Here is a 25,164-nt window from a genome sequence, read left to right as displayed (position 1 = left end):
GCGGCCTGCCACCAGGCATTCGCGATGGCGGTCGCCGCATCCACGCCGTGCGTGTCCCGCGGATGTCAGGTCCCGCCGCCGGTGTCGATGCCGTCCCGGACCGTCTCGTAGATGCCCACGTAGTCGTTCCAGCGGTCCGCCGGGGCAGACAGGTACAGGGCGAAGTGGCGGCCGTCGGCGGTGTCGAAGCCGAAGTTGATCGCGCGAAAGCGACGCTCCTTGCCGGCGAAGGTGAACTCCCAGACCGCCGCGGCCTGTCCCCGGTGCTCCACACCGTCCAGACGGATCCGCTCGTAGCCGGGGAGTTTTCCCTCCGCCTGAGAGGACTCCTCGTTCTGTGCCAGGTTGGCCTTCGGGCCGACATCCTCGAAATCGGTCACGCCGATCTGCAGTCGCACCGTGTCGGTGGGGTCTATGTACAGTGCGTCGCCTCCCTCCGAGCCCTGTCGCCAGCCCTTGGGCACGGGCATCGCCAGCCCGGGACCGAGCGGTTCGGCCATCTCGTACCGCGGGCCGGGCGGAGCGGACGCGGTGTCGCTCTGCGACCCCTCTGGTGTGCCCGCGGAGTCGGAGGAGGCCGGTGAGCGGTCTTGCGTCCCCCCGGGGGAGAGCGACGCCCCGGGGGCAGATGCGTCGGGCGCGGAGTGCGAATCCCCGTCCTGAGCACGCAGATACGTCAGGACCCCGCCCGCGACCGCCACAGCGAGCAAGAGGGCCAGTCCCGCGTACAGCGCGGGTCGGCGTGTGTGCGTGCCGGCGGCGGTGGCCGCACCGGCGCCACTCCCGGCCGGCGGCAAGGACGCGGATCCGGTGTGCCGTTGCGCGGCGGGCCGCCGTTCTTCCGGGGCGGCCTGCCTCACTGGTGCGTCGGAGACCGCAGCGGCCTCCGCCTGGGAGGGGACCGGCAGCCCCGTGGTGTGTGCACCCGGCGCGGGAATCTGCACGGTAGCGGCCGTCGTCCCGTCCGCGGCCGCGGCGCGCAGGCGCTGTTCGGCCTCCGCGGCGGAGGGCCGTGAATCCGGCTCCTTGCGCAGGAGTTCGGCGACCAGTTCGGCCACCGGGCCGCGCGTGGTGAGCGGTGGAAGTGGGTCGGCGGCGATCGCGTACACCGTCTCCATGGCGGTGTCGCGGCGGAACGGGCTGTGACCTTCGACCGCTTCGAAGAGGGTCGCGCCAAGTGACCACAGGTCCGAAGCGGGGCCCTGGGTCCGGCCGCGGACCCGCTCGGGGGCGAGGTAACCGACCGAACCCACGATCTCGCCGGTCCTGGTGAGGGTGGATGCGCCGCTGGACATGGCGATACCGAAGTCGGTGAGCACCACCCGGCCGTCCGCGCTGAGCAGGACGTTGCCCGGTTTCACGTCGCGGTGCAGCACGCCCGCCGCGTGCGCGGCGCGCAGTGCGGCCGTCATCTGGTGGCCGATCCGGGCGGCTTCGGCCGGGGGCAGGGGCCCCTGTTCCTTCAGCACGTCCGCAAGGGTTCTGGAGCGGACGTATTCCATGATGATGCACGGCGACGGGCCGTCTGCAACGCCGGACGGGGCGGCGGTGTCTGCCGTGCCGTCGACTACATCGTGCACGACGACGACGTTCGGGTGGGTGATCCTGGCAGCGCTGCGAGCCTCGCGGCGAGTGCGTTCATGGAGACGCTCGCGTTCGTCCTCGGCGAGTTGCGGGGGGACTCGTATTTCCTTTAACGCCACTTCTCGGCCGAGGAGTTCGTCTTCGGCCCGCCAGACCGTGCCCATGCCACCGGTGCCGAGCAGTTCCTGGAGCCGGTACCGTCCGGCGATCACACGGCGGCCCTGCGGCATGTGACCGTTGTCGGGTCGCTTCGGTGTCCCACCAGCTCTTGGCATCGCACGACCTCCTGCGGCTGCTGCGGCCCCCCGTGGGCCGTGTCCGGTCAAGATATCCGCAGAGTCGGCACCGTCACCCCCGGGGCTCGTCGGCGGAGGAGGCGTGCAACAGGGCCGTGGAGCTCAGGAGCCGGGTCGCCCGCTCCATGAGCCCGTCCGGTCCTGAAGCACGTCGCACAAGGGCGAGTCCGGGCAGTCCAGGGCCGGTGAGTGCGGCTCTCCGGTCATGCCGCGAGAGCGAGGTCGTGCATGTGGGCGTCCCCCTTCCCGTGCGGTCGCCGACCGCCCTCAACACCCCGGCCGCACGCCGGGGATGCCCAGTTCACCGCCTTCTGCAAGACGCTTCAGAACGCCCCGCAGAACCTCAGACCCGGCGGATCTGCATCACCGCCACCCTCGCGTCGTGGCCGTCCACGTGCATCGGCACCACCTTCGTCCACCGCAGCCGCAACTGCGTGCCGTTCGTGCCCGGCACCCATCCGATCTGGTCGATCCCGCGCGCGAACGCGCGCTTCTCGTAGTTGGGCAGGAGCAGCGGCATCGGGGTGCGGTTCACGTCTCCCGTCCAGATCACCGGGAAGCCGCGGGCGCGCCAGTACCCCAGTACCTCGTCGCGGTGCTTGCGGAAGTGCCGTCGCCACATGTCGTCCCGCCACGCCTCGTGCGGGTCCTGCGTGCCGTTGAACGCCCCCGCCACGTAGTGGGTGTTGGCGAAGACGAACCTCGCCCGGGGATCGTCCGCCCGTGCCAGCACCGCCTCGGTGATGACCCGGTGCGGCGAGACCCCCGCCTTGCCGCCGTGGACGAAGGTGACCCTGCGGTCGACGATGTCGTACGCCTTGGGGATCGACATCGGCACCCTGCGGGCGCGGCCCTCCTGCTCGAAGATGTTCCGGTAGGCGCTGCCGAAGTACTGGTTGATCCAGCGGGGCTCCTGGTTGTCGCTCCCGTCCCCCTCGCCGATCTCCTGCCAGCCCACCAGCGGTCTGGTCAGCTTGCCGTCGATCGTCACGGCGTGCCGGACGTCCCGGATGGCGCGTTCCCGCTGTCCCATGTTCTTGCGGCCGATGTTGGCCGTGATGACGACGAGCCGCTGCCAGCCGGCGGCCGCTTCGGCGCTGTTCGCCGCGTCCGCGCTGTCGGCCGCGGCCAGGGCGCCGGCCGTGCCGGCCAGCGCCGTGCCGGCGAGGGTCGCGCCGCCGAGTCCCAGGGCGCGCCTTCTGGTGATCGCTTCCATGACTTCTCCCTCCGCGGGCTTCGGGTGCGGTCCCTACTGGACGTAGTAGCCGTCCGCGTTCAGGCGCAGCGCGCCGTTCATCGGGTAGCGGGGGCCGCCGTCCCACCAGTGCCACACCACCCGGAGGGTGCCGTCGGGGACGGCGAAGACGTCCATGCCGCCCGGCCCTCGGTGGTTGGCCGGCAGGCCGCGGTACGGGCCGAGGCCGCCGGAGCCGGTGTAGCCGAAGTACGGGCGCTCCACGCCGTTGCGGAGGGGCTTGCAGCGCGACGAGGGGAGCGGGGTGGTGCCGCACTCGGCGATGCCCGTGGCGTAGCGGGCGCTGTCCCAGTTGTTGCCGGAGTACATCAGGTACCAGGTGCCGTTGGCCCGCCGCCACATCGACGGGTTCTCGACGACGTGGGTGCCGCCGCTGGTCCCGCGGGTGTCCCAGGTGATGTCGGTGCTCTTGAGCACGTCCCGGCGGGTGCTCCAGACGGCCCGGCCCTCGCCGTCGGTGCGTACGGTCGAGACGCCGGTCTCGGCGCCGGCCGCGATCGCGTCGTCCCGGTAGGTGACGTACATGGTGCTGCCGCTGACGAAGGGGTTCGCGTCGATCGCCCACCGCCCGCCCGGCGGGCAGGCCCACTCGCCCGCGCTGCGGAACGGGCCGCGGGCCGACGCCGCGACGGCCCGGCCGATGCACTTCTGCCCGGAGCCCTTGCGCGAGGCGGTGTAGAACATGAAGTAGCGGTCGCCGTAACGGGCCACGCCGGGGGCCCAGATGGCGCCGCCCGGCTCTGCCCAGGCGCCCGGCCCGCCGGGCAGCGCGTCGCCCGAGGCGCAGTCGGTCATGCCGACCGTGTTGCCGGAGCCGTGGACGAGTACCGGGACGTAGAGCCGCCCGGTCGCGCCCTCGCACCGCTTCCCGCGGCCGGCGGGCACCGTGGTGCCGTAGGTGACGTACCGGCCGTCCTTCGCCCGCACGGTGTCCGGATCGGCCAGTTGGAAGGACGACGGGTTCGCCGCGGGGGAGAACGTGCCGTCAGCGGCAGGAGCCGACGCGGCCGGCGAGGGCGACGGTGCCGAGAGCGCCAACAGCGCCGGCGGGGCCGCGTCGGCCAGCGGCGCCGCGACGGCCAGGGCTGTGGCCGCGCTCATCACGGCGAGCAGTCGGCGGGTACGGGTGCGCACGATTCTCCCCTGTCGTCGGTGTCACCGCCGATTCAAGGGGGCTCGCATACAAAGCAGATACACGCCGCCGGCGCCCGCCGCCGCCCCCCGGAGCCCCGTCAGCGCGGGGCGTAGCCGAAGCGTTCGTCAGTGGAGACGATCTCGCGGCCCAGGGGCATGAGCGAGATCGGGATGAGCTTCAGGTTCGCCCAGCCGAAGGGGATGCCGATGATCGACAGGAAGAGCGGGATGCTGGTGATCAGGTGGCCGAGCGCCAGCCACCAGCCGGCGAAGATCACCCAGATCACGTTGCCGACGACCGACGGCGCGCCCGCCCCCGGCCGCTCCACCGTCGTGCGGCCGAACGGCCACAGCACGTACCCCGCGATCCGCAGCGACGCGATGCCGAACGGGATCGTGATGATCAGGATGAAGCACACCAGTGCGGCGATCGTGTACGCGATCGCCATCCAGATTCCGCAGAAGATCAGCCACAGGACGTTCAAGAGCAGATTGAACAGCTTCATGATCGGCACCTCTCCCGGGGCTCTTGCCTCTGTACGGTCCGTCGACACCAGTATCGGCGCGTGAGGCGCCGGGACGGAAACGCAGGACGTACGACACGGGGAATGTCCCGCGCCCCCCGGCGCGGGACATTCCCGGGCTGCTCCCGGCCGGACCGCCCGGCGGTTCCGACCGCCGGGCGGCCGGACCGTCAGACCCCCACCGGGGTACGGTCACTCTCCGGCGCCGCCGCCGCCCGCACCACCGCCGGCTCCGGCTCCCGGTGCCGGTGGATCAGCAGCGCGATCGCCGCCCCCAGCCCCACCGCCGCCGCGCCGACCCACAGCGCCGGCGTCAGGCCGTCGACGAAGCCCTGCCCCGTCTCGTAGCCGCCCTGGGCGGAGAAGACCGCCGCCAGCACCGCGATGCCCAGCGCACCGCCCAGCTCGCGCAGCGCGTTGTTCGCCCCCGACGCGATGCCCTGCTCCTCCGGGGCGACGCTGGACAGGACGACGTTCGCGGAGGGCGCGAAGTACATCGCCATCCCCACGCCGCTGACCGTCAGTGCCGGCAGGATCGACCCGTACGAGAAGCCCACCTCGATCGCCACCGCCCAGAGCGCCAGCCCCAGCGCCTGCAGCGCCAGACCGGCCGCGATGATCGGCCGGCCGCCGATGCGGTCGGAGAGCGCGCCGGCGATCGGGGTGACGATCAGCGGCATCGCGGTCCACGGCAGCATGCGCAGGCCGGCCTCCAGCGGCGAGTAGCCGCCGACGCCCTGGAGGAACTGGCTGAGCAGGAAGATCGAGCCGAACATCCCGATGAACATCAGCACGCTCGCCGCGTTGACGGCGCTGAAGCTGCGGTTGCGGAAGAGGCGCATGGGCAGCATGGGGTTCTTGGCGCGCAGTTCGTACGCGACGAAGGCGGTCAGCAGCACCGGCGCGGCGATCAGCCCGGCGAGGACGGGGGCGGCGGTCCAGCCGTCGGCGTTGCCGCGGACGAGGGCGTAGATGAGGCCGAAGAGCGCGGTGCTGGCGAGTACGGTGCCGGGGATGTCGAGGCGGTCGTTCGGGCCGTGGCTCTCGGCCAGCTTCAGCCGGACCAGCGGGATCAGGGCGATGCCGACGGGCACGTTCAGCCAGAAGATCCAGTGCCACGAGATGTGCTCGGTCAGCGCCCCGCCGACCAGCGGCCCGGACGCGACGGCCAGGCCCTGCACCGCGCCCCAGACGCCGAGTGCCATGCCGCGGCGGGCGGCCGGTACGGCGGCGGAGAGCAGGGTCAGCGACAGCGGCATCAGCAGCGCGGCGCCGACGCCCTGCGCGGCGCGGGCGGCGACGAGGCCGTCGATGCCGGTGGCGAGCGCGGCGGCGGCGGAGGAGGCGGTGAAGATGCCGATGCCGACGGCGAACATCCGGCGGCGGCCGAAGCGGTCGCCGAGGGAGGCGCCGAGCATGAGGAGGACGGCGAAGGTGAGCGTGTACGCGCTGACCGTCCACTCCAGGTCCTCCATGCCGCCGCCGAGGTCGTCACGGATGGCGGGGAGGGCGGTGGTGACGACGAGGTTGTCGAGCGCGCCCATGAAGCTGGCGAGGCTGGTGAGGAGCAGGGCCCAGAAGGTGGCGCCGGGGCGGCGGCGTTCGCCGGTGGGGTGGGTGGTGTCGGACATCGTCTCTCCAGGTAAGTTATTGATCAATAACTTCTGTGGGCATGCGGGGGCACGGGAGTGCCGGGGTTCGGGGGTTACGGCCTACGGGTTGCGGGTCACGCCCGCGGCAGGGTCTCGGGCCAGAAGCCCTCCCACACCCGGTCCTTCGGCGGGTAGCCGAGCGCGACGAGGGTGTTGATCAGCATTCCGTACGCGAGGAAGGTGGTGGTCGTCTCCGCGTCCCCCTCCAACGCCAGCAGTGCGACGTCGTAGAGCTGCTCGGACCACGCGGCCCGGATCGGCCTGCCGAACTCGTGGTCGCCCGACGACTCGGCCGAGGCCACCGCGACGTACATCTGCATCTGCATCAGCAGCAGGTCGCGGTCCTCGATGAGCCGCTGGTACGCCGCGGCCATCACCTTCTCCGCCCTGTCCGCCGGCACACCCTCCGCCGCGGCGCGCAGCACCGCGGCCGTGTCCTCGATGCAGCGCAGGGAGGCGGCGAGGAAGATGGCGCGCTTGTTGGGGAAAAGGCGGAAGAGGTACGGCTGCGAGACGCCGACCCGCTTGGCGATCGACTCGGTGGACGTGCCGTGGTAGCCGCCACGGCCGAACTCAGTGATCGCCGCACGGATGACGCTCTCGCGTCGCTCGTCTGCGCTCATCCTGACCATGGGCAGTAAGTTATTGGTCAATCACTAACTTGTCAAGCGGAGGGCCCGGGAGTCGTACGGGCGTGCCGTACGACTCCCGTACGTACCCCCGTGCGGCACTCGTTCGAGGGCCACGCCCCCGGGATGGCCCACTACCCCCGGGATCACCCGCGCCCCGCTACGCCAGTCGGACGACGGCTCGCGACATCCCCAGCACCTTCTGCCCGCCGCTCGTCGCCGTCAGGTCCACCCGGACCGTACGCGCCTCGTCGTCCAGCTTCTGCGCGACCTTCGCCGACACCTCGATCACCGCGCCCGCGCCGTCGTCCGGCACGACCACCGGCTTCGTGAACCGCACCCCGTAGTCCACCACCGCGCCCGGGTCGCCCGCCCAGTCCGTGACCACCCGGATCGCCTCGGCCATCGTGAACATGCCGTGCGCGATCACGTCGGGCAGCCCGACCTCTTTGGCGAACCGCTCGTTCCAGTGGATCGGGTTGAAGTCCCCGGACGCGCCCGCGTAGCGCACCAGCGTCTCGCGGGTCACCGGGAACGACTGCGCCGGCAGCTCCGTGCCGACCTCGACGGCGTCGTACGCCACCTTCGCCACCATCGGCCCTCAGCCCTCCTCGGCGGCGCGGGCCACCAGCTTGATGATCGTCGTCACCACGTGCTCGCCCGCCTCGTCGCGGATCTCGCCGCGCACGTCCATGATGTCGTTCCCGGCCATCGACCTGATCGTCTCGATCGTCGACGTCACCGAGAGCCGGTCCCCGGCCCGTACCGGACGGCTGTACGCGAACTTCTGGTCCCCGTGCACCACGCGGCTGTAGTCCAGCCCCAGCTGCGGGTCCTCGATCACCTGTCCCGCCGCCCGGAACGCGATCGCGAACACGAACGTCGGCGGCGCGATCACGTCGGGGTGGCCCAGGGCCTTCGCGGCCTCCGGATCGGTGTACGCGGGGTTGGCGTCGCCCACCGCCTCCGCGAACTCGCGGATCTTCTCCCGGCCCACCTCGTAGGGGGCGGTGGGCGGATAGCTCCGGCCCACGAAGGACTGATCGAGCGGCATGAACTCTCCTGTCGCGCGGGCGGTGGCCGGGAGGCGGCGGTCAGCAGGCGGGGGCCGGCGGCCGGTAGGCGCTGGTCGGCAGGCGGTGGCCGGTGGCCGGCCGGGCGGTGGTCGGCATCGCTGCCGAGGCGCTTTCGCTGCGGAGGCGCGTCCGGTGCCGGATCCGGTGCCGGACGCGGAGTGAAGCGCGGCGAACCCCTCGTCCCGAACGGGACGAGGGGTTCGATGGCCTGCGTTCAGCGGGTCTCGCGGTGCGCCGTGTGGGCGTTGCAGCGAGGGCAGTGCTTCTTCATCTCCAGGCGATCCGGGTTGTTGCGCCGGTTCTTCTTGGTGATGTAGTTCCGCTCCTTGCACTCCACGCAGGCCAGCGTGATCTTCGGGCGGACGTCTGTGGCAGCCACGTGAGTGCTCCTTGACGGACGGACAACTTCTTCAACGCAGAAAGAGTAGCCGACCGAAGGTCCGAGCCTGCAATCGGCTACATGAGGTGAGTAGCGGTGACCGGACTTGAACCGGTGACACAGCGATTATGAGCCGCTTGCTCTACCGACTGAGCTACACCGCTGCGATGCTCTGCGCCTCCCAGGATAGCGAGGTGCGAACCGCATCAGAGCCCCAAAACGGAATCGAACCGTTGACCTTCTCCTTACCATGGAGACGCTCTGCCGACTGAGCTATTGGGGCGAGCGATGAAGACACTACACGCTGAGCGGCCGAAGGTGAAATCAGTAACCCGCCCTTGATCGTGCCCGCCCGCACGTGCCGATCACCGCCGGTGGGCGGACCTGCCGGTTGCCGCGCCGGTACGACTTATCCCCTCCCCCTCCCCTCCTCCGCGGCGCGCGTGCCCGCCCCACCTAGGCTCGTTCGCGCCGTCTGGTGCAGTTTGATGGCTTCTGACTGTGATGGCGCTTTTTCTGATCTCGGTTATGCGATTTTGCTCACATCGGGGATGTTTACCCTGACCTGCCCGCAGGAGTCACATGCCCGCCAGCAGCCCCCCGCAGCAGCCTCGGCACGGGTCCGCCGCGGGGGGTGAGGGCGCACCGGTGCTGTGCGGTGCGCGGCTGGCCGACGGCAGGACGGTGGACGTACGCCTCGGGGGCGGGCGGATCCTGGCGGTGGGGACGGCGGGCAGCCTGGCTGGGCCGGAGGGCGGGTGCGGGGCGCGGGTGGATCTCGGGGGGTATGTGCTGCTGCCGGCGCCGGTGGAGGCGCACGCGCACCTGGACACGGCGCTGACGGGGGAGTCCCCGCGAGGCTCCGGGTCTGCGGGGACTTGCGGTTCTCCGGGTTCTGCCGGGTCCTCGGGGTCTTCCGGGGCTTCCCGGTCCCCCGGGTCTTCCGAGGCTGTCGTTGCCGGTGTGCAGCGGCGCGCCGTCGAGGCCGCCCTCCTCCAACTCGGGCACGGCGCCACCACCTTGCGCACGCACGTACGCATCGGCGGCGGTGCCGGGCTCGACCACCTCCGCGCCGTGCTCGCCGCCCGTGCCGCGCTGCGGGGGCTCGCCGACGTCGCGGTGGTGGCCGCGGCCCCGGTGCTGACCGGCGCCGCGGGGGCCGGGGGCCGGGCGCTGCTCCACGACGCCGTCGCCATGGGCGCCACCGCGGTCGGCGGCTGCCCGGACCTGGACCCGGATCCGGCGGGCCACACGGATGCCGTGCTGCGGGTGGCCGCGGAGTACGGGTGTGCGGTCGATCTGCACTGCGACGGTGCGGATCCCGCACGGCTCGACCGGGTGGCGGCGGTGGCGGGGGAGCTGCGGTGCCGGGTGGCCGTCGGGCCGTGCGGCGGGCTGGCGCGGGTGCCGTACGAGACGGCGGCGGGGGTGGCGGAGCGGCTGGCGGGTGCGGGGGTGGGGGTGGTGTGTCTGCCGCAGGGCGACTGCGGCGCGGTGCGGGGGGTGGGGCCGGGGCGGGGTGGTGCGGGTCGCGGTGCGGGGGCGCGGCCGTTTGCGTACGCCCCCGTGCGGCTGCTGCGCGCCGCCGGTGTGCGCGTCGCGGCGGGGAGCGGTGCCGTACGCGACGCCGCGAACCCCGTGGGGCGCGGGGATCCCCTGCAGTCCGCGTACCTCCTCGCCTCCAGCGGGGAGGCCGACCCGGCGGCGGCGTACGAGGCGGTGGCCGGGCAGGCACGGGCGGTGCTGGGGCTGCCGGAGGTGCGGGTGGAGGCGGGTTTCCCGGCGGAACTGCTGGCGGTGCGGGGCGACTCCGTCGCGGATGCGCTGTCGCTGGGGTACAGCCGGGTCGTGATCCACCGCGGCCGGGTGGTGGCCCGTACGAGCGCGGTACGGGAGTACTGCGACTCCGGCGCCGCGGACCCGGCGCTGCCGCGGCAGGGCCTGCGGCGTACGGCGGGCTGACGGCTACGGGCTGAGGGCTGCCGGCTCTCGCGCGGCGGCCGACTGCCGCGGGCTCACCGTCTCGCGGCCCGGCAGGGCTGTCAGAGGAGGCGCATACCCTTGGGCGGGTGTGAGGGGCTCTGCTGGGTGGCTCTGTTGAGTGTGCAGCGGGGTGCGTGCCGTACGGCGTACGCCGCATGACGCGCGGCTTGCGCGGTCACGCGTTACCGTCGGTCCCATGCGCATCGTCATCGCTGGAGGACACGGTCAGATCGCCCTGCGGCTGGAGCGGCTGCTCGCCGCCCGGGGCGACGAGGCCGCCGGCCTCATCCGCCGCCCGGAACAAGCCGACGACCTGCGGGCCACCGGTGCCGAACCCGTCGTCTGCGACCTGGAGTCCGCGGCCGTCGACGAGGTCGCCCGGCATCTCGAAGGCGCCGACGCCGCGGTGTTCGCCGCCGGTGCGGGACCCGGCAGCGGCGAGACGCGCAAGGACACCGTCGACCGCGGCGCCGCCGTGCTCTTCGCCGACGCCGCGGAGGCCGCCGGGGTGCGGCGCTTCGTCGTCGTCTCCTCGATGGGCGCCGACCGCGAGCCGCCGCCCGGCACGGACCCGGTCTTCGCCGCGTACCTGCGGGCGAAGACGGCCGCGGACGACGCCGTACGGGCCCGGGCCGGCCTCGACTGGACGATCCTGCGCCCCGGCCGGCTGATGAACGACGCCGGCACCGGCCTGGTCAACCTCGCCGAGCGGACGGGCCGTTCCGAGGTCGCGCGCGACGACGTCGCTGCGGTGCTGGTCGCGCTCCTGGACGAGCCGCGGACAGCGGGGCTGACGCTGGAACTCGTCGGCGGCGGCACCCCGGTGCTGGAGGCCGTCGAGGCCGTCGCGGGCACGGCGACCGCATAACCGCGGAACGCGGCCGCGCCCCGGCCCCGGGGCCGGGCACCCGCCCCGGGGGCCGGCGGCATCCGCCCCGGTCCCCGGCCCCGGCACCCGCAACCCCCAACGCCCCCACCCATCACCCCCCGCACATACCGCCACGCGCCCTTGTGCTCCCCCCGGGGCTGTAGTGCGCTGAGCCCCATGGGGAACAGGAGCACCGCCACACTCGTCGCCGTCCTCGCCGCCGGAGCCCTCCTCGCGGGGTCCACCGGCCTGCCCGGCACGTCCGCCCCGCCTGCCCACGCCGCCGCCCCGCCCGGTCCCGCCGCCGCGGCGGGCGCCGAAGCCCGGCTCGGGGTCGACCTCGACACCGTCACCATCCCCGAGCTGCAACGCCGCATGCACCGCGGCTCCCTCACCGCCACCGCCCTCACCCGCGCCTACCTCGGCCGCATCGACGCCGTCGACCACAAGCTCAACTCCGTCCTGCGCACCGACCCCACGGCGCTCCGCCAGGCCGCCGCCAGCGACGCCCGGCACCGCCGCGGCCGGACCCGCGGCCCTCTCGACGGCATCCCCGTCCTGCTCAAGGACAACATCGACACCCGCGACCTGCCGACCACCGCCGGCTCCTTCGCCCTCGCCGGACGGCCGCCCGCCGACGACGCCGCGCTCGTCACCCGCCTCCGCGAGGAGGGCGCCGTGATCCTCGGCAAGGCCAACCTCTCCGAGTGGGCCAACTTCCGCGCCGCCAAGCCGACCTCCGGCTGGTCGGCCGTCGGCGGGCAGACCCACAACCCGTACGTCCTCGACCGCAACCCCTGCGGCTCCTCCTCCGGCTCGGCCGCCGCGCTCGCCGCCTCCCTCTCGCAGGTCGCGATCGGCACCGAGACCGACGGCTCCATCGTCTGCCCGGCGGGGATGAGCGGCGTGGTCGGGCACAAGCCGAGCCTCGGCGTCGTCAGCCAGGACGGCGTGGTCCCCATCTCCGCCGAGCAGGACACCGCCGGCCCGATGGCCCGCAACGTCACCGACACCGCGCTCACCCTCGCCGCCCTCGCGGAGGACGAGTCCGTACGGACCTCCCTCCCGTCGTACGCGGCCCTCGCCCGCCCCGGCGAACTCCGCGGCAAGCGCATCGGGCTGTGGCGGCTGCCGGTCCTCGGGCCCGAGGTGGACGCGCTGATGACCCGTACGGCCCGGGAGCTGCGGCGCGCGGGCGCGGTGGTCGTCGAGGTGGCGCCGCCGTATCAGGACCGGCTCGGGGAGCTGGAGTTCCCGGCGCTGCTGACCGAGTTCCACCGGGACATCGACGCCTACCTCGCCACCCGCGAGGGGCCCGCGGACCTCGCCGGGCTGATCGAGTTCAACCGTACGCACCCCGAGGAGCAGACCTGCTTCGCCGGCCAGGAGCTGTTCGAAGAGGCGCTCGCCGCGCCGCCGCCCACCGACCCGGCGTACCAGGCGATCCGCGCGGAGCTGAACGACCTCTCGCAGCGCTCCATCGACGAGACCATGGCCGCCCACCGGCTCGACGCCATCGCCGCGCCGGCCAACCCGCCCGCGTGGACGTCGGACTGCGCGCGCGGCGACGACGACGTGATCCCGTCGTCCACGCCGGCCGCGGTGTCGGGGTATCCGTCGCTGTCCGTTCCGGCGGGGTTCGTCGGTGAACTGCCGGTCGGGCTGCTGCTGATGGCCGGGGACCGGCAGGACGGCGAGCTGCTGGAGCTGGGTGCGGCGGTGGAGGGGCGGCTGGACGCCTGGCGGGCGCCGCGCTACCTGCCCTCGGTGGGCGCCGGCGAGTGAGCTGCCGCGGCGTCAGCGGCCGCGGGTGGGCAACTGCGCAGTGCCTAGTGCAGGGAGAGGAGCAGAAAAGTGAGCGGCCGGGGGCGCGCAGCCGCGGGGTGAGCAGTGCCGCCTGCTACACCTCCGCGCCCAGCTGCTCCCTGAACGCCTCGGCCCCCCGCCGCGTCACCCGCACCGCCCGCCCGGACCCGACCCGCCGCACCCACCCCCGGTCCAGCGCCGCGGCGCACAGCGCCGCGCCCAGCGCCCCGGCCAGGTGGGGCCGGCGCTCCGTCCAGTCCAGGCACCCCCGTACGAGGGGCCGCCGGGAGCCCGGCGGCCGCTCGTAGCCCAGGGTGTCGGCCAGCCATGCCCGGCCGTCCGCCGTGACCGCGAGCCCCGCGTCGGTGGCGACCAGGCCGCGGGCGACCATCGCGTCGGCCAGGGCCACGCCCAGGTGCCCCGCCAGATGGTCGTAGCAGGTACGGGCCCGTCCCTCGGCGCTGAGCCGCACCGACTCGCGCAGGTTCCGCGGCTGCGGGGCGCCCGGGGCGTACGACGCGACGGCTTCGATCAGGGCCGCCGCCTCCGGGCCGGCGAGCCGGACGTAGCGGTGCCGGCCCTGGCGCTCCTCGGCCAGCAGCCCGCCCGCGATGAGCCGGGAGAGCTGCTCGCTGGCGGTGGAGGGCCGCACTCCCGCGTGCCGGGCCAGCTCGCCCGCCGTCCAGGCGCGGCCGTCGAGCAGCGCCTGGCAGAAGGCGGCCCGGGTGCGGTCGGCGAGGAGTCCGGCGGTCTCGGCGAGTGGAGGCATGAGGCCATGATGGCGCAGGGATGGTTCGGGGACCGCCGAACCGTTGTGGACCTAGCGTCGGGGCCATGACGCACACGACGCACGAGTTCGACCGCTACGCCGACATCGTGGCGGCGCTCGCCGATCCGGCGCTCGTCCCGGAGCTGCCGGCCGCGGACGGCGGCCGCGCGGGGGCCGGGGTGGTGTGGTTGCGCGCCACCGTGGCCCGCTTCAGCTCCGGTGAGGCGCACCGGCGGCGGCGCGCCCTGGTGGAGGCCGAGCTGGCCCGGCTGGAGCCCGCCGCCCTCCGCCGGGCGGCTGCGGCGGGGCCGGACGGAGAGGAAGGGGAGGAGGGGGAGGTCCGGGTACGGGTGGTGCGTACCCTCGCCGAGGCGCTGGGGATGCCGGAGCCCGCGGCGGTCGCGGAGGCGGTGACCGCGGTGGCCGGCGCGTACTTCGGAGGCGCGGACCCGGCCGCGGACGAGGCGGTGGAATGGCTGGTGGCGCGGCTGGCGCCGCCGCCGGCCGACGATGCGGCGCTGGAGGCCGCCGCGAACCGCATCGGGCTGCTGGTGCAGGCGTGCGCGGCGACGGCTGCGCTGGTGGAGGCCGCGGCCGGCAGCGACGTACCGCAGGCCCGGCTGCTCCGGGAGGCGCCGCCGGTCGCGGCCATGCGCCGGGTCGCCGCCCGCGCCACCCGGGTCGCCGGCCGGGAGATCGCCGAGGGCGACGTGGTGCTCCTCGACCTCGCGACCGCCAACCGCGTGCACCCCGTGCCCCTCGCCTTCGGCGCACCGCCGCGCGTCTGCCCCGGCCGGGCGCACGCCCTCGCCCTGGCCGACGGCCTGCTCCGCCGCCCGCGGACGCCCTTCGCCCGGCTCCACGACCAGGAGGCCCCGCTGCTGCTGCCCAACGCCTGGGACCACGCCTCCGCGGCCGCGCTGGCGGCGCGGGGCTTCCGGGCGGTCGGCACCACGAGTCTCGGCGTGGCCGCTGCGGCGGGTCTGCCGGACGGGGCGGCGGCGACCGCCGGGGAGACCCTGGCGCTGGCCCGCCGGCTCGGAGGGGGCTCCTTCCTGTTCACCGTCGACATCGAGGGCGGTTTCAGCGACGACCCGGAGGAAGTGGCCGGGCTCGCCCGCGCGCTGTACGACGCGGGCGCCGCCGGGATCAACCTCGAAGACGGCCGTACGGACGGCACCCTCGCCCCGGTGGAGCTGCACGCCGCGAAGATCGCCGCGGTCCGGGCCGCCGTGCCCGCGCTGTTCGTGAACGCCCGCACCGACACCCACTGGCTCGGCCGCCGCACGGACGAGACCGCCGCGCGCCTCGCCGTGTACGAACAGGCCGGTGCGGACGGGGTGTTCGTGCCAGGGCTGGCCGACCCCGACGGGATCGCCGCCCTGACGGCGACCCTCACCGTCCCGCTGAACATCCTGTACGCGCCGGCCGGACCCACCCTCGCGGAGCTGGCCGCGCTGGGCGTACGCAGGGTCAGCCTCGGGTCCCTGCTCTACCGCGCCGCCCTGGCGGCGGCCGTGGCCGCCGCGAGCGCCGTCCGCGACGGCCTGCCGGTGGCACCCGCGGCCCTCTCCTACGCGGACGTGCAGGCCCTGGCCGGGCCCGGCGTCACTGTTCCCGCAGCAGCTCCGCCAGCGCCGGGAGCACCTGCGAGGACCAGCCGCCGCCCATGATCCGGTGGGCCCGGCGCTGGAGCGGGTCGTCGGGGTCGAAGCCCGCGTGGACGAGGAAGAGGCGGGTGCCGCGGCCCTCGGGCACGAGGGTCCAGGTGATCGTCCAGTCGGCCGCCCCGCCCGCGGCCCCGGGTTCCGTCCCGCGGCCGCCGGCCTCCGCCCCGCCGCCGGGTTCCGCGTCGCCCGCGGCGTCGGTCCAGCGGACGCGGAGCATCCGCTCCGGTTCGTACGCGAGGACCTCCTCCGCCACCGTGCCCGAGAAGCCGGTGCCGGGGCGGGGGAGCGCGTGCATCGTGGTGCGGTGGCCGACTTCGAGGCGGAAGTCGCCGGGCATGAGCCAGCGGGCGCGCAGCGCGGGCTCGGTGAGGGCCCGCCACACCGTGCGGGGCGGGTGGGGGAGGAAGGCGTCGAGCCGGATCTCGGTGGGGTCGGCGGGCTCGGGAAAGCCGGGGACGCTCATGCCCCGGTCCCGGCCCCGCCGCCGTCCCCACGGTCCCCGGGACCCGCGGTGCCCGCAGTGCCCACGGAGTCCGCGGGGCCCGTACGGTCCCCGCCGCCGTCCGCCTCCGGCAGGTCGTCCAGTACCTCCGCGAGCCCCGCCAGCTTCGCTCGCCAGAACCGCTCGTACGGCCCCAGCCAGTCCCGTACCTCCGTCAGCGGCGCCGCCTCCAGCCGGTAGATCCGCTGCCGCCCGGCCCGCTCCTCGCTGACCAGCCCGGCCTCCCGCAGCACCTTCAGGTGCTCCGAGAGGCTGGGCCGCCGCATGTCGAAGTGCGCCGCCAACTGCTGTACGGGCTGGGGGCCCTCGTCGCGCAGCAGCCGCAGCACCTCGCGCCGTACGGGACTCGACAGCGCGCCGAAGACGCGGTCCTCGCCGCGGGTGTCCTCGGCCGTCGGGGTGGCAGGCAAGACCGCCGTCTCCTCTCTCCCCGGAGCGTCAGCCCTCGGCGGAGAGCATGAACCGGTTGCCGTCGGGGTCCTCCAGCGTCGCCTGGCGGCCCCACGGCCGGTCGTCCGGGCCCTCGACCTTAGCGCCCGCGGCGCGCAGAGCGGCGCAGTCGCCGTCGAGGTCGGCGCTGACGAGCGCCGTGCCGTGCCCGCTGCCGGGGGTGAAGCCCTGCTCGGCGGCGGCGAGTACGAAGTGGGTCTGGGCGCCCCTGGGCGCGACGGCGAGCCAGCGGACCGGGCCCATCTGCCGGTCGGCGACGACGTCGAAGCCGAGGGCGCCGGTGTAGAAGGCCTTGGCCCGGTCCTGGTCGGCGACGGGCAGGGTCACGAACTGCGCATGGGTGATGTTCATGGCGCCGATGATACGTAGGAAATCTCCTACGTATCAAGCCGGGCCCGGCACCGTGGGCGGCGGCGGGCCCGGCGGCCGGGGGTTCTCGTCGCCGTCGTACGCCGCGAGCGCCGACTGCCGCAGCTCGAACAGCCCGGCCAGCTCCGCCGCGCCGATCCGCTCCTGCGCGAGCAGCACGGCCGCCCTCGCCTCCATCGCCGCCCACGCCTGCCGCGACCACTTGTTCGCCAGCCGCCGCCGCTCGCTCCGCAGGAACGCCGCCCCCGCCGCGAACCCGGCCGAGACCAGCGTGCCCAGCGCCGCCGGTACCCGGGCGTCCGCGGACGCGAGCGCGGCGGCGCCGGAGACCGCGGCGAGCAGGGCGGCGGGGAAGCCGAGCGCGATGTCGGCCTTCGCCCAGAACTCGGCTCTGCGGTGGGCGAGTCGCCGCTGCCGCGCCGCGTCCTCGCGTAACCGCTCTACCTCGCCGCGCAACCGGTGCGCGGGCTCGTCCGGTACGGACGGCGGGGTGCCGCCGGTGCTGGTGGCCATAGTCGATTGCAGCACGGCCGGCCCGGCACGGAGGCTGGGCCGGGGCGACAGACCTGGGCGCGTGCGGTCGTCGGCTTCCGCCAACAGCCCGTGTCCACGGCGGAGTTGCGGGCCGCCGGGGCGGCTGCCCGTGGAGCGGGCCGGGCCCCTCGGCCCCGCCCGCTCACCGGTACCGGCGCGTCCCCGCCAGCCACGCCCCCGCCACCACCGCCAGCGCCGCACCCGCCGTCGCGGCCTGAGCCGCGCCCAGCGGCAGCAGCACCCCGCCGAGCAGCGTCCCGAGCCCGATGCCGGTGTAGATCGCGGAGGCGTTGAGCCCGACCACCAGCGCCGTCTCCTGCGGCGCGGCGGAGATGAGCCGGTGCTGCTGCGGCGGGGTCTGGCACCAACTGCTCGCGCCCCACGCCACCATCGCCGCCGCCGTCAGCGGCAGGAAGCGCACCCCCGCCGCGGCTGACACGGCGATGGTGCCGAGACCCGCCGCCATCAGCGCGTACCCGGTGCCGAGCACCCGCACCGCGCCCCAGCGGTCGGTGGCCAGCCCGGCGGCGAAGTTGCCGGCGACCGCCCCGACGCCGTACAGGCACAGCATCCACACCGCCCCCGAGGCGCCGACGCCGACGTCCGCCAGGACCGGCACGGTGTACGCGTAGACGGTGTACCCCGCGCCCATGCCGAGCGCGGTGAGCGGCAGCACGGCGAGCACCCCGGGCCGGCGCAGCGCGCCCAGCCGCGCCCGCAGCGGCACCGGCGCCCCGCCGGGCAGCGGGGGCATGACGGCGTGGACCCCGATCGCACACACGGCGCAGAGCGCGGCGACGAGCCCGAGGGCCGTACGCCAGTCCACCGCCCGCTCGGCGAGCGTGCCCAGCGGCACGCCCAGCGCGGTGGCCATGGTGAGCCCGCCGATGACGACCGCCAGCGCCCGCGCCCGCCGCTCGGGCGGCGCCAGCGCGGCGGCGACCGCGCCCGCGCCGGGCGTGAACGCCGCCGCCCCGGCCGCCGCGAGGACCCGGCTCGCCATCAGCAGCGCGTAGGTGGGCGCGAGCGCGGAGCCGAGGTTGGCGGCGGCGAGCACGAGGAGGGCGCCGACGAGGAGCGTCCGCCGCGGGACGCGGGCGCAGGCGGTGGCGAGCACGGGGGAGAGGACGGCGTACGCGGCGGCGAAGACGGTGACGGACTGCCCGGCGGCGGACTCGGAGACGTCGAGGGAGCCGGCCATGGCGGGGAGGAAGCCGGCGACGACGAAGGCGTCGGTGCCGACGGCGAACGTGCCGAGGGCGAGGACGAGGGTGGCGGAGAGCCCGCGCGCCGGGGCGGCTCCCGTCGGGTCCGCGGATGCATTGACCGGGATATCTGACATCCCCATTCCTTTCGTGCGTCGCGTACGGGATACGGGTGAAGGGGGTGCGGGGTGAAGGGGTGCGGCGTGACAACGGGTGCGGCGCGGCGGTGCGTTCCGCGTTCAGCCCGCCAGCCGGGCGTACTGCCGCCGCGTGCGCTCCGCGCTCGCCTTCGGCGCGGCGGCCATCAGGTCGGCGACCGTCTGCCCCGCCAGCTCGCGCCGCCAGGCCAGCTCCGCCCGGCGCATCGCCGTGGCCACCCCGCACGGCCGGGCGAACTCCCGCTCCGCGCCCTGCCCGCCGTGCCCCTGCTGCCGGATCTCGGTGCAGACGAACGGTTCGAGCGGGCCCTCCAGGGCGGTCACGACGTCCATGAGCGTGATCCGCTCGGGCGCCCGCGCGAGCGAGAAGCCGCCGCGGGCGCCGGGTGTGGAGGCGAGGATCCCGGCGCGCGCGAGGGCCTGGAGGCGCTTCTTCAGGTACTCCTGCGGCAGGTCGAACCAGGCGGCCAGCTTGCGGATGGGCACCGGCCCGGAGTCCCGCAGCCACGCCAGGGTCAGGCAGCTGTGCAGCCCCCACTCGACGCCTTCGCCCATGTTCATGAACGGGATACTACACATCCCGGTTCTCTGCTGTTGCGGCGGCCACCGCCTACGGCACGTACCCCTCGACGACCTGCCGCGCCTCGTCGTACAGATACGGCCCCTCGGACCGGACCGGCACGGGCCCGCCGGGCTGCAGATCCCGCAGCTGGCCGGACGACAGCGCGTACACCACCCGCCCGAGCCCCGACCGCGCCAGCGCCCCCGCGCACATCCCGCACGGCTCGCAGCTCGTGTACATCGTCGTCCCCGCCGCGGTCCCCGCGTCCAGCTCCCGGGCCGCCCGGCGCGCGAGCTTCAGCTCGGGGTGCGCGGTGATGTCGTCGTCCGTGACGGTGGTGTTGCGGTCCTCCGCCAGTACGTCCCCGCCGGGCCCCACCAGCAGCGAGCCGAACGGCCCGTCGCCCGCGTCCCGCGCCTCGCCCGCCAGCTCGAAGGCCCGCCGCAGGAACCGCTCCTCGTCGCCGTCCACCCTCACCACTCCCTTCGCGTCCACCGCCGCCGACAGGGGGATTCAACCCGACCCCGCCGCCCCGCGACACCCGCCGCGCCCGCCTTGACCAGCGCATTTCACCGGCTTTCAGAAGGGCCGCCGCCGCTGAAACGGTGCTGAAAGGCCGTTGAGCGCGGCGCCCCGCACGCTACGGGGCATGACGACGACCACCGACACACCCGCCATCGCCGCCACGGGGCTGCGTAAGTCGTACGGCGACAAGACCGTCCTCGACGGCATCGACCTGCACGTGCCGGAGGGCACCGTCTTCGCCCTCCTCGGCCCCAACGGCGCCGGCAAGACCACCGCCGTGAAGATCCTGTCCACCCTCATCACCGCCGACGCCGGCGCCATCCGCGTCGCGGGCCACGACCCGGCCGCCGACGCCGACGCCGTACGCGCCGCCATCGGGGTCACCGGCCAGTTCTCCGCCGTCGACAACCTCATCACCGGCGAGGAGAACATGCGCCTCATGGCCGACCTGCACCACCTGCCGCGCGGCGAGGGCCGCCGCGTCACCGCGGAGCTGCTCGCGCGCTTCGACCTCACCGACGCCGCCGGCCGGCCCGCCGCCACCTACTCCGGCGGCATGCGCCGCCGCCTCGACATCGCCATGACACTCGTCGGCAGCCCGCGGATCATCTTCCTCGACGAGCCGACCACCGGCCTCGACCCGCGCTCCCGCCACAACATGTGGCAGATCATCCGCGAGCTGCTGACCGACGGCGTCACCGTCTTCCTCACCACCCAGTACCTGGAGGAGGCCGACGAACTCGCCGACGGCATCGCCGTACTGCACGGCGGCCGGATCGCCGCGCACGGCACCGCCGCCGAGCTGAAGCGGCTCGTCCCCGGCGGCCACGTGCGGCTGCGGTTCGAGGACCCCGGGGCGTACGAGCGGGCCGCGGGCGCGCTGCGCGAGACCGTACGCGACGACCAGGCGCTGACCCTCCAGATCCCCAGCGACGGCACCCAGCGGGAACTGCGCGCCATCCTCGACTGGCTGGACGCCGCCGACGTGCACGCCGACACCCTCACCGTCCACACCCCCGACCTGGACGACGTCTTCTTCGCCCTGACCGCCGTGCCCGAGAAGTCCGAGAACTTCGACAAGTCCGAGGAGACCGTCCGATGAGCACCCTCTCCCTCGCCGTACGCGACTCGTCCACCATGCTGCGCCGCAACCTGCTGCACGCCCGGCGCTACCCCTCCATGACCCTCAACCTGCTGCTCACCCCGGTCATGCTGCTCCTGCTCTTCGTCTACGTCTTCGGCGACACCATGAGCGCCGGCCTCGCCGGCGGCACCCCCGACCGGGACGTCTACATCGCCTACGTCGTGCCGGGACTGCTGCTCATGACCATCGGCAGCACCACCATCGGCACCGCCGTCTCCGTCGCCACCGACATGACCGAGGGCATCGTCGCCCGCTTCCGCACGATGGCGATCCACCGCGGCTCCGTGATCATCGGGCACGTCCTCGGCAGCGTGCTGCAGTGCATCGCCAGCGTGGTCTTCGTCGGCGCCATCGCCGTGGCCATAGGCTTCCGCTCCACCGACGCGACCGCCCTGGAGTGGCTCGCCGCCTTCGGGCTGCTGGTGCTCTTCGCACTGGCGCTGACCTGGCTCGCGGTCGGCATGGGGCTCGTCAGCCCGAACGCCGAGGGCGCCAGCAACAACGCCATGCCGCTGATCCTGCTGCCGCTGCTGTCCAGCGCGTTCGTGCCGCTCGACGCGATGCCCGGGTGGTTCCGGCCGGTCGCCGAGTACCAGCCGTTCACGCCGGCCATCGAGACGCTGCGCGGGCTGCTGCTGGGCACGGAGATCGGGCACGACGGGTGGCTGGCCGTCGCCTGGTGCGTGGGGCTGGTCGTCCTCGGCTACCTGTGGTCCAAGGCCACGTTCAACCGCGACCCCAGGTAGCCGAGATGAGCCGGTTGGCCACCTCGCGCAACTCGTCGCGCCCCAGGGCGGCGTACTCCGACACCGCGTCGGCGTACGCCGCCCCGTCGGCGTCCCGCGCCGCACGGCGGGCGCGGTCGACGGAGAGCGTGGGGTGGAACCCCTGCGGTACGTACAGCCGCTCGGCGAGCGCCAGGAGCCGTACGGCGGAGGTGTCGCCCCGGGCGAGGCGGACGAGGCCGAGGCAGAGCACGGCGGTGCCGTCGACCCCGGCCTCCGCGGGCACCTCGGCCGGGCCCTGGGGGGCGGGACGGGGGCCGGCGAGGAGCAGCGCGTATATCCGGCTCTCCAGCAGGGCCACGAGATCGGCGACGGGCTCCAGGCGGCCGGCGTAGGCGTGGGCGGCGACGGCCGCGGCGGCGATGTGCAGGCCCCAGGAGTCGGCGAGCGGGTCGGGGGGCGGCGCGGCGGGCGGGTACTCGGCCTCGTACGAGGCCGCGACGGGCGGGTACTTCGCCTCGTGCGCCGCTGCGGCAGGCGGGCGGTGTGCCTCGTGCGCTGCTGCGCCCGGCGGGTACTTCGCATCGTAGGAGGCCGGGGCCGAGGCCGCGGCCTGCTGGTACGTCCCCTCCGGCGGACGGCCGGACCGCAGCGTCTCCACCGCCGTACGCCACCGCTTCAGCCCCAGCTCCGTCAGCCCGCGCGACAGCGCGATCTCCCCCCACGCCGCCGCGTCCGCCGCCACCAACTGCGGCTGCTCCGCCGCCGACCGCGCCTCCTCCACCCGCCGCAGCCACTCCTCCGCCTCGTCCGGCTCCCCGCGCTGGAGGCACGCCAGCACCAGCCCGCGCCGCAGCCCCGTCGTCGGCGACTGGTCGCTCAGGTGCGCCATCGCGTCCAGCGCCGCCAGCAGATACCCGTACGCCTCCTCGCCCAGCCCGGCCTCCATGCACAGCTCGCTGCACCGGGAGTGGGCGAGGAGGCTGAGGGAGGGGTTGGGTTCGGCCTCGACCGCGGCGAGCATCCGGCGGGCGGCGGCCAGCGCGCGCTCCGGCTCGTGCGCGTGCTCCAGCAGGTAGCTGGCGACGCACTCCGCGATGCAGGCGAGCAACGGCGCGTCGCTCGCGCGGAGTTCGTCGAGGGCGCCGTAGTCGGGCGCGCGCATGTCCGGTACGGCGCACAGCACGACGGCGAGCGCCCGCAGGAGGGTGTCCGGCTCGGCGGGGGGCAGGCGGCGCAGGGTGGCGAGGTGGCGCGGGTGGAGGGGCCCGTAGCCCATGAACGGGGCGGCGGTCGCCAGCGCGCACAGGGTGCGGGTGACCTCGGTGTGGCGGGGGTCGGGGCGGTAGTGCGACAGCGGGCGGGCGGTGTCGGCGGCCAGGGCGAAGGTGCGGTGGAAGCTCGCCGAGTCGGTGGTCCACACGCCGGCGAGGACTGCGCCGGCCGCGGCGGTGGTGGCGTGGTCGCCGCGGGCGAGGGCGTAGCGCAGCGCGAGGACGAGGTTGTCCTGCTCCGCGCGCAGCCGGGGCCAGTGCCGTAGCGGCTCCCGGCCGAAGAGCGCGTCGTGGTGGGCGAGGCCGAAGTCCCGCGCCCAGCCCAGGAAGCGCGCGGTGACCGTCTCCTCCTCGCCGGCCGCCGCGCGCTGCGCGGCGCTGAACTCCCGCACCGTCTCCAGCATGTGGAAGCGGATCCCGGCGGCGGTGTCGCCGGCCTTCAGCAAGGACTGGTCGACCAGCTGCTCCAGCAGTTCGAGCGCGTCGTCGTCGTTCAACAACTGATGTGCCGCTTCCGCGGTGAAGCCGCCGGGGAAGACGGACAGCGCACGCAGCGCGGCCCGGGCGTCCTCCTCCAGGAGGTTCCAGCTCCAGTCGACGACCGCGTGCAGCGTACGGTGCCGCTCCGGCGCGTCCCGCGACCCGCCGCGCAGCAGCGCGAACCGGTCGCCGAGGCGCCGCGCGATCTCCGCTACGGACAGCACCCGCACCCGCGCCGCCGCCAGCTCCACGGCGAGCGGCAGCCCGTCGAGGTGCCGGCACAGCTCGGCGACGTCGGCGGGCGGCAGCGCGACGCCGGGGCGGGCGGCGCGGGCGCGCTGGGCGAAGAGCTCGGCCGCGGTCGCGGCGCTGAGCTGGGGGAGGTGGTGGACCGCTTCGGAGCTGAGCCCCAGGGGAGCGCGGCTGGTGACGAGCACGCGCAGGTCGGCGGCGCTGGTCAGCAGGTCCCGTACGAGGTCGGCGGCGCCGCGGACGACCTGCTCGCAGTTGTCGAGGACGAGGAGCGCGGGCTGCCCGGCGAGGGCGGCGAGGATGCCCGCGCGGGCGTCCGCACCGGCGCTGCTGCTGCCGCCGCCGAGGGCGGAGGCCACCTCCCCGGCCACGTCCTCGTCGGCGCGGACGCCGGCCAGCGAGACGAAGTGCACGAGCTGCTGCTCCGCGCGCCGGCTGACGGCGTACGCGAGCCGGGTCTTGCCGAGCCCGCCGGGGCCCACGATCGAGGTGAGCCGCGAGGAGTGCAGCAGGGCGTCGACGGCGGCGAGGTCGGCGTCGCGGCCGAGCAGGGGGTTGGGGTCGTGCGGCACGCCGTGCCGGACGGCGGGGGCCCCGGCCCGTAGCAGCTCCTGGTGGACGGCCTGGAGCGCGGCGCCCGGGTCGGTGCCGAGGCCGTCGCGCAGCTCGCGCCGGTACGCGTCGTAGCGGGCGAGCGCCGCCGCGGGCCCCGCCGACGCGGCCTCGGCGCGCAGCAGTTCGCCGAGCACCTCCTCGTCGCGGGGCGCCCCGTCGAGGACCCGCGCCAGCGGCCCGGCGGCCTCCGCGCGCCGGCCCACCCGCGCGAGGGCGAGGGCCCGGGCCCGTACGAGCGCCGCGTACACCGGCGCCCGCGCGGCCCGCAGCTCCGCCACCGGATCCCCCGGCACGCCCGCCCCCTCAGGCGCCGCGTCCCAGTACCCGAGCCCCTCCTCCGCGGCGGCCAGCGCCGCGGCGTGCTCCCCGGCCCGTACGGCGCGCGCCGCGTCCTCGGCACACCGCACGACGACCTCGGTGTCCACCTGCCCGGCCGCCAGCTCCAGCCGGTAGCCGGCCGGCGTGCTCACGACGACACCGGCCCCGACCCGGGCCCGCGCCCGCGACACCAGGATCCGCAGCGCATTGGCCGGATCCCCGGGCAGCTCCTCGCCCCACAGCCCGTCCACGAGCCGCGCCGCACTGCACCCGCCCCGCAGCTCCCCGGCGAGCAGGGCGAGCAGGCCGCGTACCCGCGGCGCCGTGATCTCGCGCCCCCGGAACGCGACGTGCGACAGGAAGGTCAGCTCGACGCGGTCGCTCACGGCGTGCGACCGACTCCGCCGGGCGGCCCGCCGTAGGGCA

Annotated in this window: 24 protein-coding genes and 2 tRNA genes; 6 read left to right on the top strand and 20 right to left on the bottom strand. The window is 74.8% G+C overall.

Annotation, left to right across the window (positions count from 1 at the left end):
• Positions 1-65: 65 nt before the first annotated feature.
• The 11 genes from LG396_RS25145 to LG396_RS25095 form a co-directional block, all read right to left on the bottom strand.
• A complete protein-coding gene (locus LG396_RS25145; protein ID WP_504968350.1) occupies positions 66-1,910 on the bottom strand; it encodes a serine/threonine-protein kinase in 1,845 nt (614 codons plus the stop codon).
• Positions 1,911-2,223: 313 nt separating this feature from the next.
• Positions 2,224-3,096 carry a hypothetical protein gene (locus tag LG396_RS25140; RefSeq protein ID WP_225796501.1) on the bottom strand — a complete coding sequence of 291 codons (873 nt, stop codon included), beginning with the start codon at positions 3,094-3,096 and terminating at the stop codon, positions 2,224-2,226.
• A gap of 33 nt (positions 3,097-3,129) precedes the next feature.
• Positions 3,130-4,269 carry a family 43 glycosylhydrolase gene (locus tag LG396_RS25135; RefSeq protein WP_225796500.1) on the bottom strand — a complete coding sequence of 380 codons (1,140 nt, stop codon included), beginning with the start codon at positions 4,267-4,269 and terminating at the stop codon, positions 3,130-3,132.
• A gap of 98 nt (positions 4,270-4,367) precedes the next feature.
• Positions 4,368-4,775, bottom strand: a complete 408-nt coding sequence (locus LG396_RS25130) for a YccF domain-containing protein (RefSeq protein ID WP_018834921.1) — start codon at positions 4,773-4,775, stop codon at positions 4,368-4,370.
• A gap of 188 nt (positions 4,776-4,963) precedes the next feature.
• The gene (locus tag LG396_RS25125; RefSeq protein ID WP_225796499.1) at positions 4,964-6,424 is read right to left on the bottom strand and encodes a DHA2 family efflux MFS transporter permease subunit; all 1,461 of its coding nucleotides are present in this window, start codon (positions 6,422-6,424) and stop codon (positions 4,964-4,966) included.
• Positions 6,425-6,519: 95 nt separating this feature from the next.
• The gene (locus LG396_RS25120) at positions 6,520-7,068 is read right to left on the bottom strand and encodes a TetR/AcrR family transcriptional regulator (protein WP_372483563.1); all 549 of its coding nucleotides are present in this window, start codon (positions 7,066-7,068) and stop codon (positions 6,520-6,522) included.
• Positions 7,069-7,234: 166 nt separating this feature from the next.
• Positions 7,235-7,669, bottom strand: a complete 435-nt coding sequence (locus LG396_RS25115; protein WP_018834918.1) for a MaoC family dehydratase — start codon at positions 7,667-7,669, stop codon at positions 7,235-7,237.
• Between the two features lie 6 nt (positions 7,670-7,675).
• Positions 7,676-8,128, bottom strand: coding sequence for a MaoC family dehydratase N-terminal domain-containing protein (locus tag LG396_RS25110; protein WP_018841992.1), 453 nt, complete (start codon positions 8,126-8,128; stop codon positions 7,676-7,678).
• 236 nt (positions 8,129-8,364) lie between these two features.
• Positions 8,365-8,529: a 50S ribosomal protein L33 gene (gene rpmG / locus LG396_RS25105; RefSeq protein WP_003948671.1), complete on the bottom strand. Its 165-nt coding sequence runs from the start codon at positions 8,527-8,529 to the stop codon at positions 8,365-8,367.
• A gap of 91 nt (positions 8,530-8,620) precedes the next feature.
• Positions 8,621-8,693, bottom strand: a tRNA-Met gene (locus LG396_RS25100).
• 46 nt (positions 8,694-8,739) lie between these two features.
• Positions 8,740-8,812 (bottom strand) — tRNA-Thr (locus LG396_RS25095).
• Between the two features lie 299 nt (positions 8,813-9,111).
• On the opposite strand from LG396_RS25095, the gene LG396_RS25090 reads away from it, so the two are divergent.
• From LG396_RS25090 to LG396_RS25080, 3 genes are all read left to right on the top strand, one after another.
• Positions 9,112-10,491, top strand: a complete 1,380-nt coding sequence (locus tag LG396_RS25090) for an amidohydrolase family protein (protein ID WP_225796497.1) — start codon at positions 9,112-9,114, stop codon at positions 10,489-10,491.
• 217 nt (positions 10,492-10,708) lie between these two features.
• Positions 10,709-11,380, top strand: coding sequence for an NAD(P)H-binding protein (locus LG396_RS25085; protein ID WP_225796496.1), 672 nt, complete (start codon positions 10,709-10,711; stop codon positions 11,378-11,380).
• 177 nt (positions 11,381-11,557) lie between these two features.
• Entirely contained in the window at positions 11,558-13,165 is a 1,608-nt protein-coding gene (locus LG396_RS25080; protein ID WP_225796495.1) for an amidase family protein, read from the top strand.
• Positions 13,166-13,280: 115 nt separating this feature from the next.
• On the opposite strand, the gene LG396_RS25075 is transcribed toward LG396_RS25080, so the two are convergent.
• Positions 13,281-13,955 (bottom strand): ArsR/SmtB family transcription factor, encoded by a 675-nt coding sequence (locus LG396_RS25075; protein ID WP_225796494.1) that lies wholly within the window; start codon positions 13,953-13,955, stop codon positions 13,281-13,283.
• A 65-nt stretch (positions 13,956-14,020) separates the two neighbouring features.
• Between LG396_RS25075 and LG396_RS25070 the strand changes: the two genes are divergently transcribed.
• A complete protein-coding gene (locus tag LG396_RS25070; RefSeq protein ID WP_225796493.1) occupies positions 14,021-15,628 on the top strand; it encodes an isocitrate lyase/PEP mutase family protein in 1,608 nt (535 codons plus the stop codon).
• Here LG396_RS25070 and LG396_RS25065 read toward each other — a convergent pair.
• From LG396_RS25065 to LG396_RS25035, 7 genes are all read right to left on the bottom strand, one after another.
• Positions 15,564-16,088 carry an SRPBCC family protein gene (locus LG396_RS25065; RefSeq protein WP_225796492.1) on the bottom strand — a complete coding sequence of 175 codons (525 nt, stop codon included), beginning with the start codon at positions 16,086-16,088 and terminating at the stop codon, positions 15,564-15,566. The genes LG396_RS25070 and LG396_RS25065 overlap by 65 nt on opposite strands.
• Positions 16,085-16,537, bottom strand: coding sequence for an ArsR/SmtB family transcription factor (locus LG396_RS25060; RefSeq protein WP_225796491.1), 453 nt, complete (start codon positions 16,535-16,537; stop codon positions 16,085-16,087). The genes LG396_RS25065 and LG396_RS25060 overlap by 4 nt, the downstream gene beginning before the upstream one ends.
• A 28-nt stretch (positions 16,538-16,565) precedes the next feature.
• Positions 16,566-16,928 carry a VOC family protein gene (locus LG396_RS25055; RefSeq protein WP_018834908.1) on the bottom strand — a complete coding sequence of 121 codons (363 nt, stop codon included), beginning with the start codon at positions 16,926-16,928 and terminating at the stop codon, positions 16,566-16,568.
• Positions 16,929-16,961: 33 nt separating this feature from the next.
• A complete protein-coding gene (locus LG396_RS25050) occupies positions 16,962-17,459 on the bottom strand; it encodes a hypothetical protein (protein ID WP_225796490.1) in 498 nt (165 codons plus the stop codon).
• Between the two features lie 163 nt (positions 17,460-17,622).
• Entirely contained in the window at positions 17,623-18,822 is a 1,200-nt protein-coding gene (locus LG396_RS25045) for an MFS transporter (RefSeq protein ID WP_225796489.1), read from the bottom strand.
• A 102-nt stretch (positions 18,823-18,924) separates the two neighbouring features.
• Positions 18,925-19,404, bottom strand: coding sequence for an RrF2 family transcriptional regulator (locus LG396_RS25040; RefSeq protein WP_100299327.1), 480 nt, complete (start codon positions 19,402-19,404; stop codon positions 18,925-18,927).
• Between the two features lie 49 nt (positions 19,405-19,453).
• Positions 19,454-19,876, bottom strand: a complete 423-nt coding sequence (locus LG396_RS25035; protein ID WP_225796488.1) for a nucleoside deaminase — start codon at positions 19,874-19,876, stop codon at positions 19,454-19,456.
• Between the two features lie 178 nt (positions 19,877-20,054).
• Between LG396_RS25035 and LG396_RS25030 the strand changes: the two genes are divergently transcribed.
• Together LG396_RS25030 and LG396_RS25025 are read left to right on the top strand one after the other, a co-directional pair.
• Positions 20,055-21,032 (top strand): ATP-binding cassette domain-containing protein, encoded by a 978-nt coding sequence (locus tag LG396_RS25030; protein ID WP_225796487.1) that lies wholly within the window; start codon positions 20,055-20,057, stop codon positions 21,030-21,032.
• The gene (locus LG396_RS25025; protein ID WP_037748992.1) at positions 21,029-21,820 is read left to right on the top strand and encodes an ABC transporter permease; all 792 of its coding nucleotides are present in this window, start codon (positions 21,029-21,031) and stop codon (positions 21,818-21,820) included. The genes LG396_RS25030 and LG396_RS25025 overlap by 4 nt, the downstream gene beginning before the upstream one ends.
• On the opposite strand, the gene LG396_RS25020 is transcribed toward LG396_RS25025, so the two are convergent.
• The gene (locus LG396_RS25020) at positions 21,801-25,124 is read right to left on the bottom strand and encodes an ATP-binding protein (RefSeq protein WP_225796486.1); all 3,324 of its coding nucleotides are present in this window, start codon (positions 25,122-25,124) and stop codon (positions 21,801-21,803) included. The genes LG396_RS25025 and LG396_RS25020 overlap by 20 nt on opposite strands.
• Positions 25,125-25,164 lie beyond the last annotated feature (40 nt).

It is taken from the genome of Streptomyces aculeolatus, from assembly GCF_020400605.1.
Classification (GTDB): Bacteria; Actinomycetota; Actinomycetes; order Streptomycetales; family Streptomycetaceae; genus Streptomyces; species Streptomyces aculeolatus.
Note: the sequence above shows the minus strand (reverse complement) of the source record. Positions and strands in the feature narration are given on the sequence as shown.

Bases quoted from the DNA above. Each gene is read 5' to 3' on its own strand.
- LG396_RS25085 (WP_225796496.1), top strand. From the start codon at position 10,709: ATGCGCATCGTCATCGCTGGAGGACACGGTCAGATCGCCCTGCGGCTG.
- LG396_RS25040 (WP_100299327.1), bottom strand. From the start codon at position 19,404: ATGAACATGGGCGAAGGCGTCGAGTGGGGGCTGCACAGCTGCCTGACC.
- LG396_RS25055 (WP_018834908.1), bottom strand. From the start codon at position 16,928: ATGAACATCACCCATGCGCAGTTCGTGACCCTGCCCGTCGCCGACCAG.
- LG396_RS25110 (WP_018841992.1), bottom strand. From the start codon at position 8,128: ATGCCGCTCGATCAGTCCTTCGTGGGCCGGAGCTATCCGCCCACCGCC.
- LG396_RS25115 (WP_018834918.1), bottom strand. From the start codon at position 7,669: ATGGTGGCGAAGGTGGCGTACGACGCCGTCGAGGTCGGCACGGAGCTG.
- LG396_RS25080 (WP_225796495.1), top strand. From the start codon at position 11,558: ATGGGGAACAGGAGCACCGCCACACTCGTCGCCGTCCTCGCCGCCGGA.
- LG396_RS25120 (WP_372483563.1), bottom strand. From the start codon at position 7,068: ATGAGCGCAGACGAGCGACGCGAGAGCGTCATCCGTGCGGCGATCACT.
- LG396_RS25130 (WP_018834921.1), bottom strand. From the start codon at position 4,775: ATGAAGCTGTTCAATCTGCTCTTGAACGTCCTGTGGCTGATCTTCTGC.
- LG396_RS25075 (WP_225796494.1), bottom strand. From the start codon at position 13,955: ATGCCTCCACTCGCCGAGACCGCCGGACTCCTCGCCGACCGCACCCGG.
- LG396_RS25045 (WP_225796489.1), bottom strand. From the start codon at position 18,822: ATGTCAGATATCCCGGTCAATGCATCCGCGGACCCGACGGGAGCCGCC.
- LG396_RS25050 (WP_225796490.1), bottom strand. From the start codon at position 17,459: ATGGCCACCAGCACCGGCGGCACCCCGCCGTCCGTACCGGACGAGCCC.
- LG396_RS25025 (WP_037748992.1), top strand. From the start codon at position 21,029: ATGAGCACCCTCTCCCTCGCCGTACGCGACTCGTCCACCATGCTGCGC.
- LG396_RS25065 (WP_225796492.1), bottom strand. From the start codon at position 16,088: ATGAGCGTCCCCGGCTTTCCCGAGCCCGCCGACCCCACCGAGATCCGG.
- LG396_RS25030 (WP_225796487.1), top strand. From the start codon at position 20,055: ATGACGACGACCACCGACACACCCGCCATCGCCGCCACGGGGCTGCGT.
- LG396_RS25125 (WP_225796499.1), bottom strand. From the start codon at position 6,424: ATGTCCGACACCACCCACCCCACCGGCGAACGCCGCCGCCCCGGCGCC.
- LG396_RS25070 (WP_225796493.1), top strand. From the start codon at position 14,021: ATGACGCACACGACGCACGAGTTCGACCGCTACGCCGACATCGTGGCG.
- LG396_RS25140 (WP_225796501.1), bottom strand. From the start codon at position 3,096: ATGGAAGCGATCACCAGAAGGCGCGCCCTGGGACTCGGCGGCGCGACC.
- LG396_RS25090 (WP_225796497.1), top strand. From the start codon at position 9,112: ATGCCCGCCAGCAGCCCCCCGCAGCAGCCTCGGCACGGGTCCGCCGCG.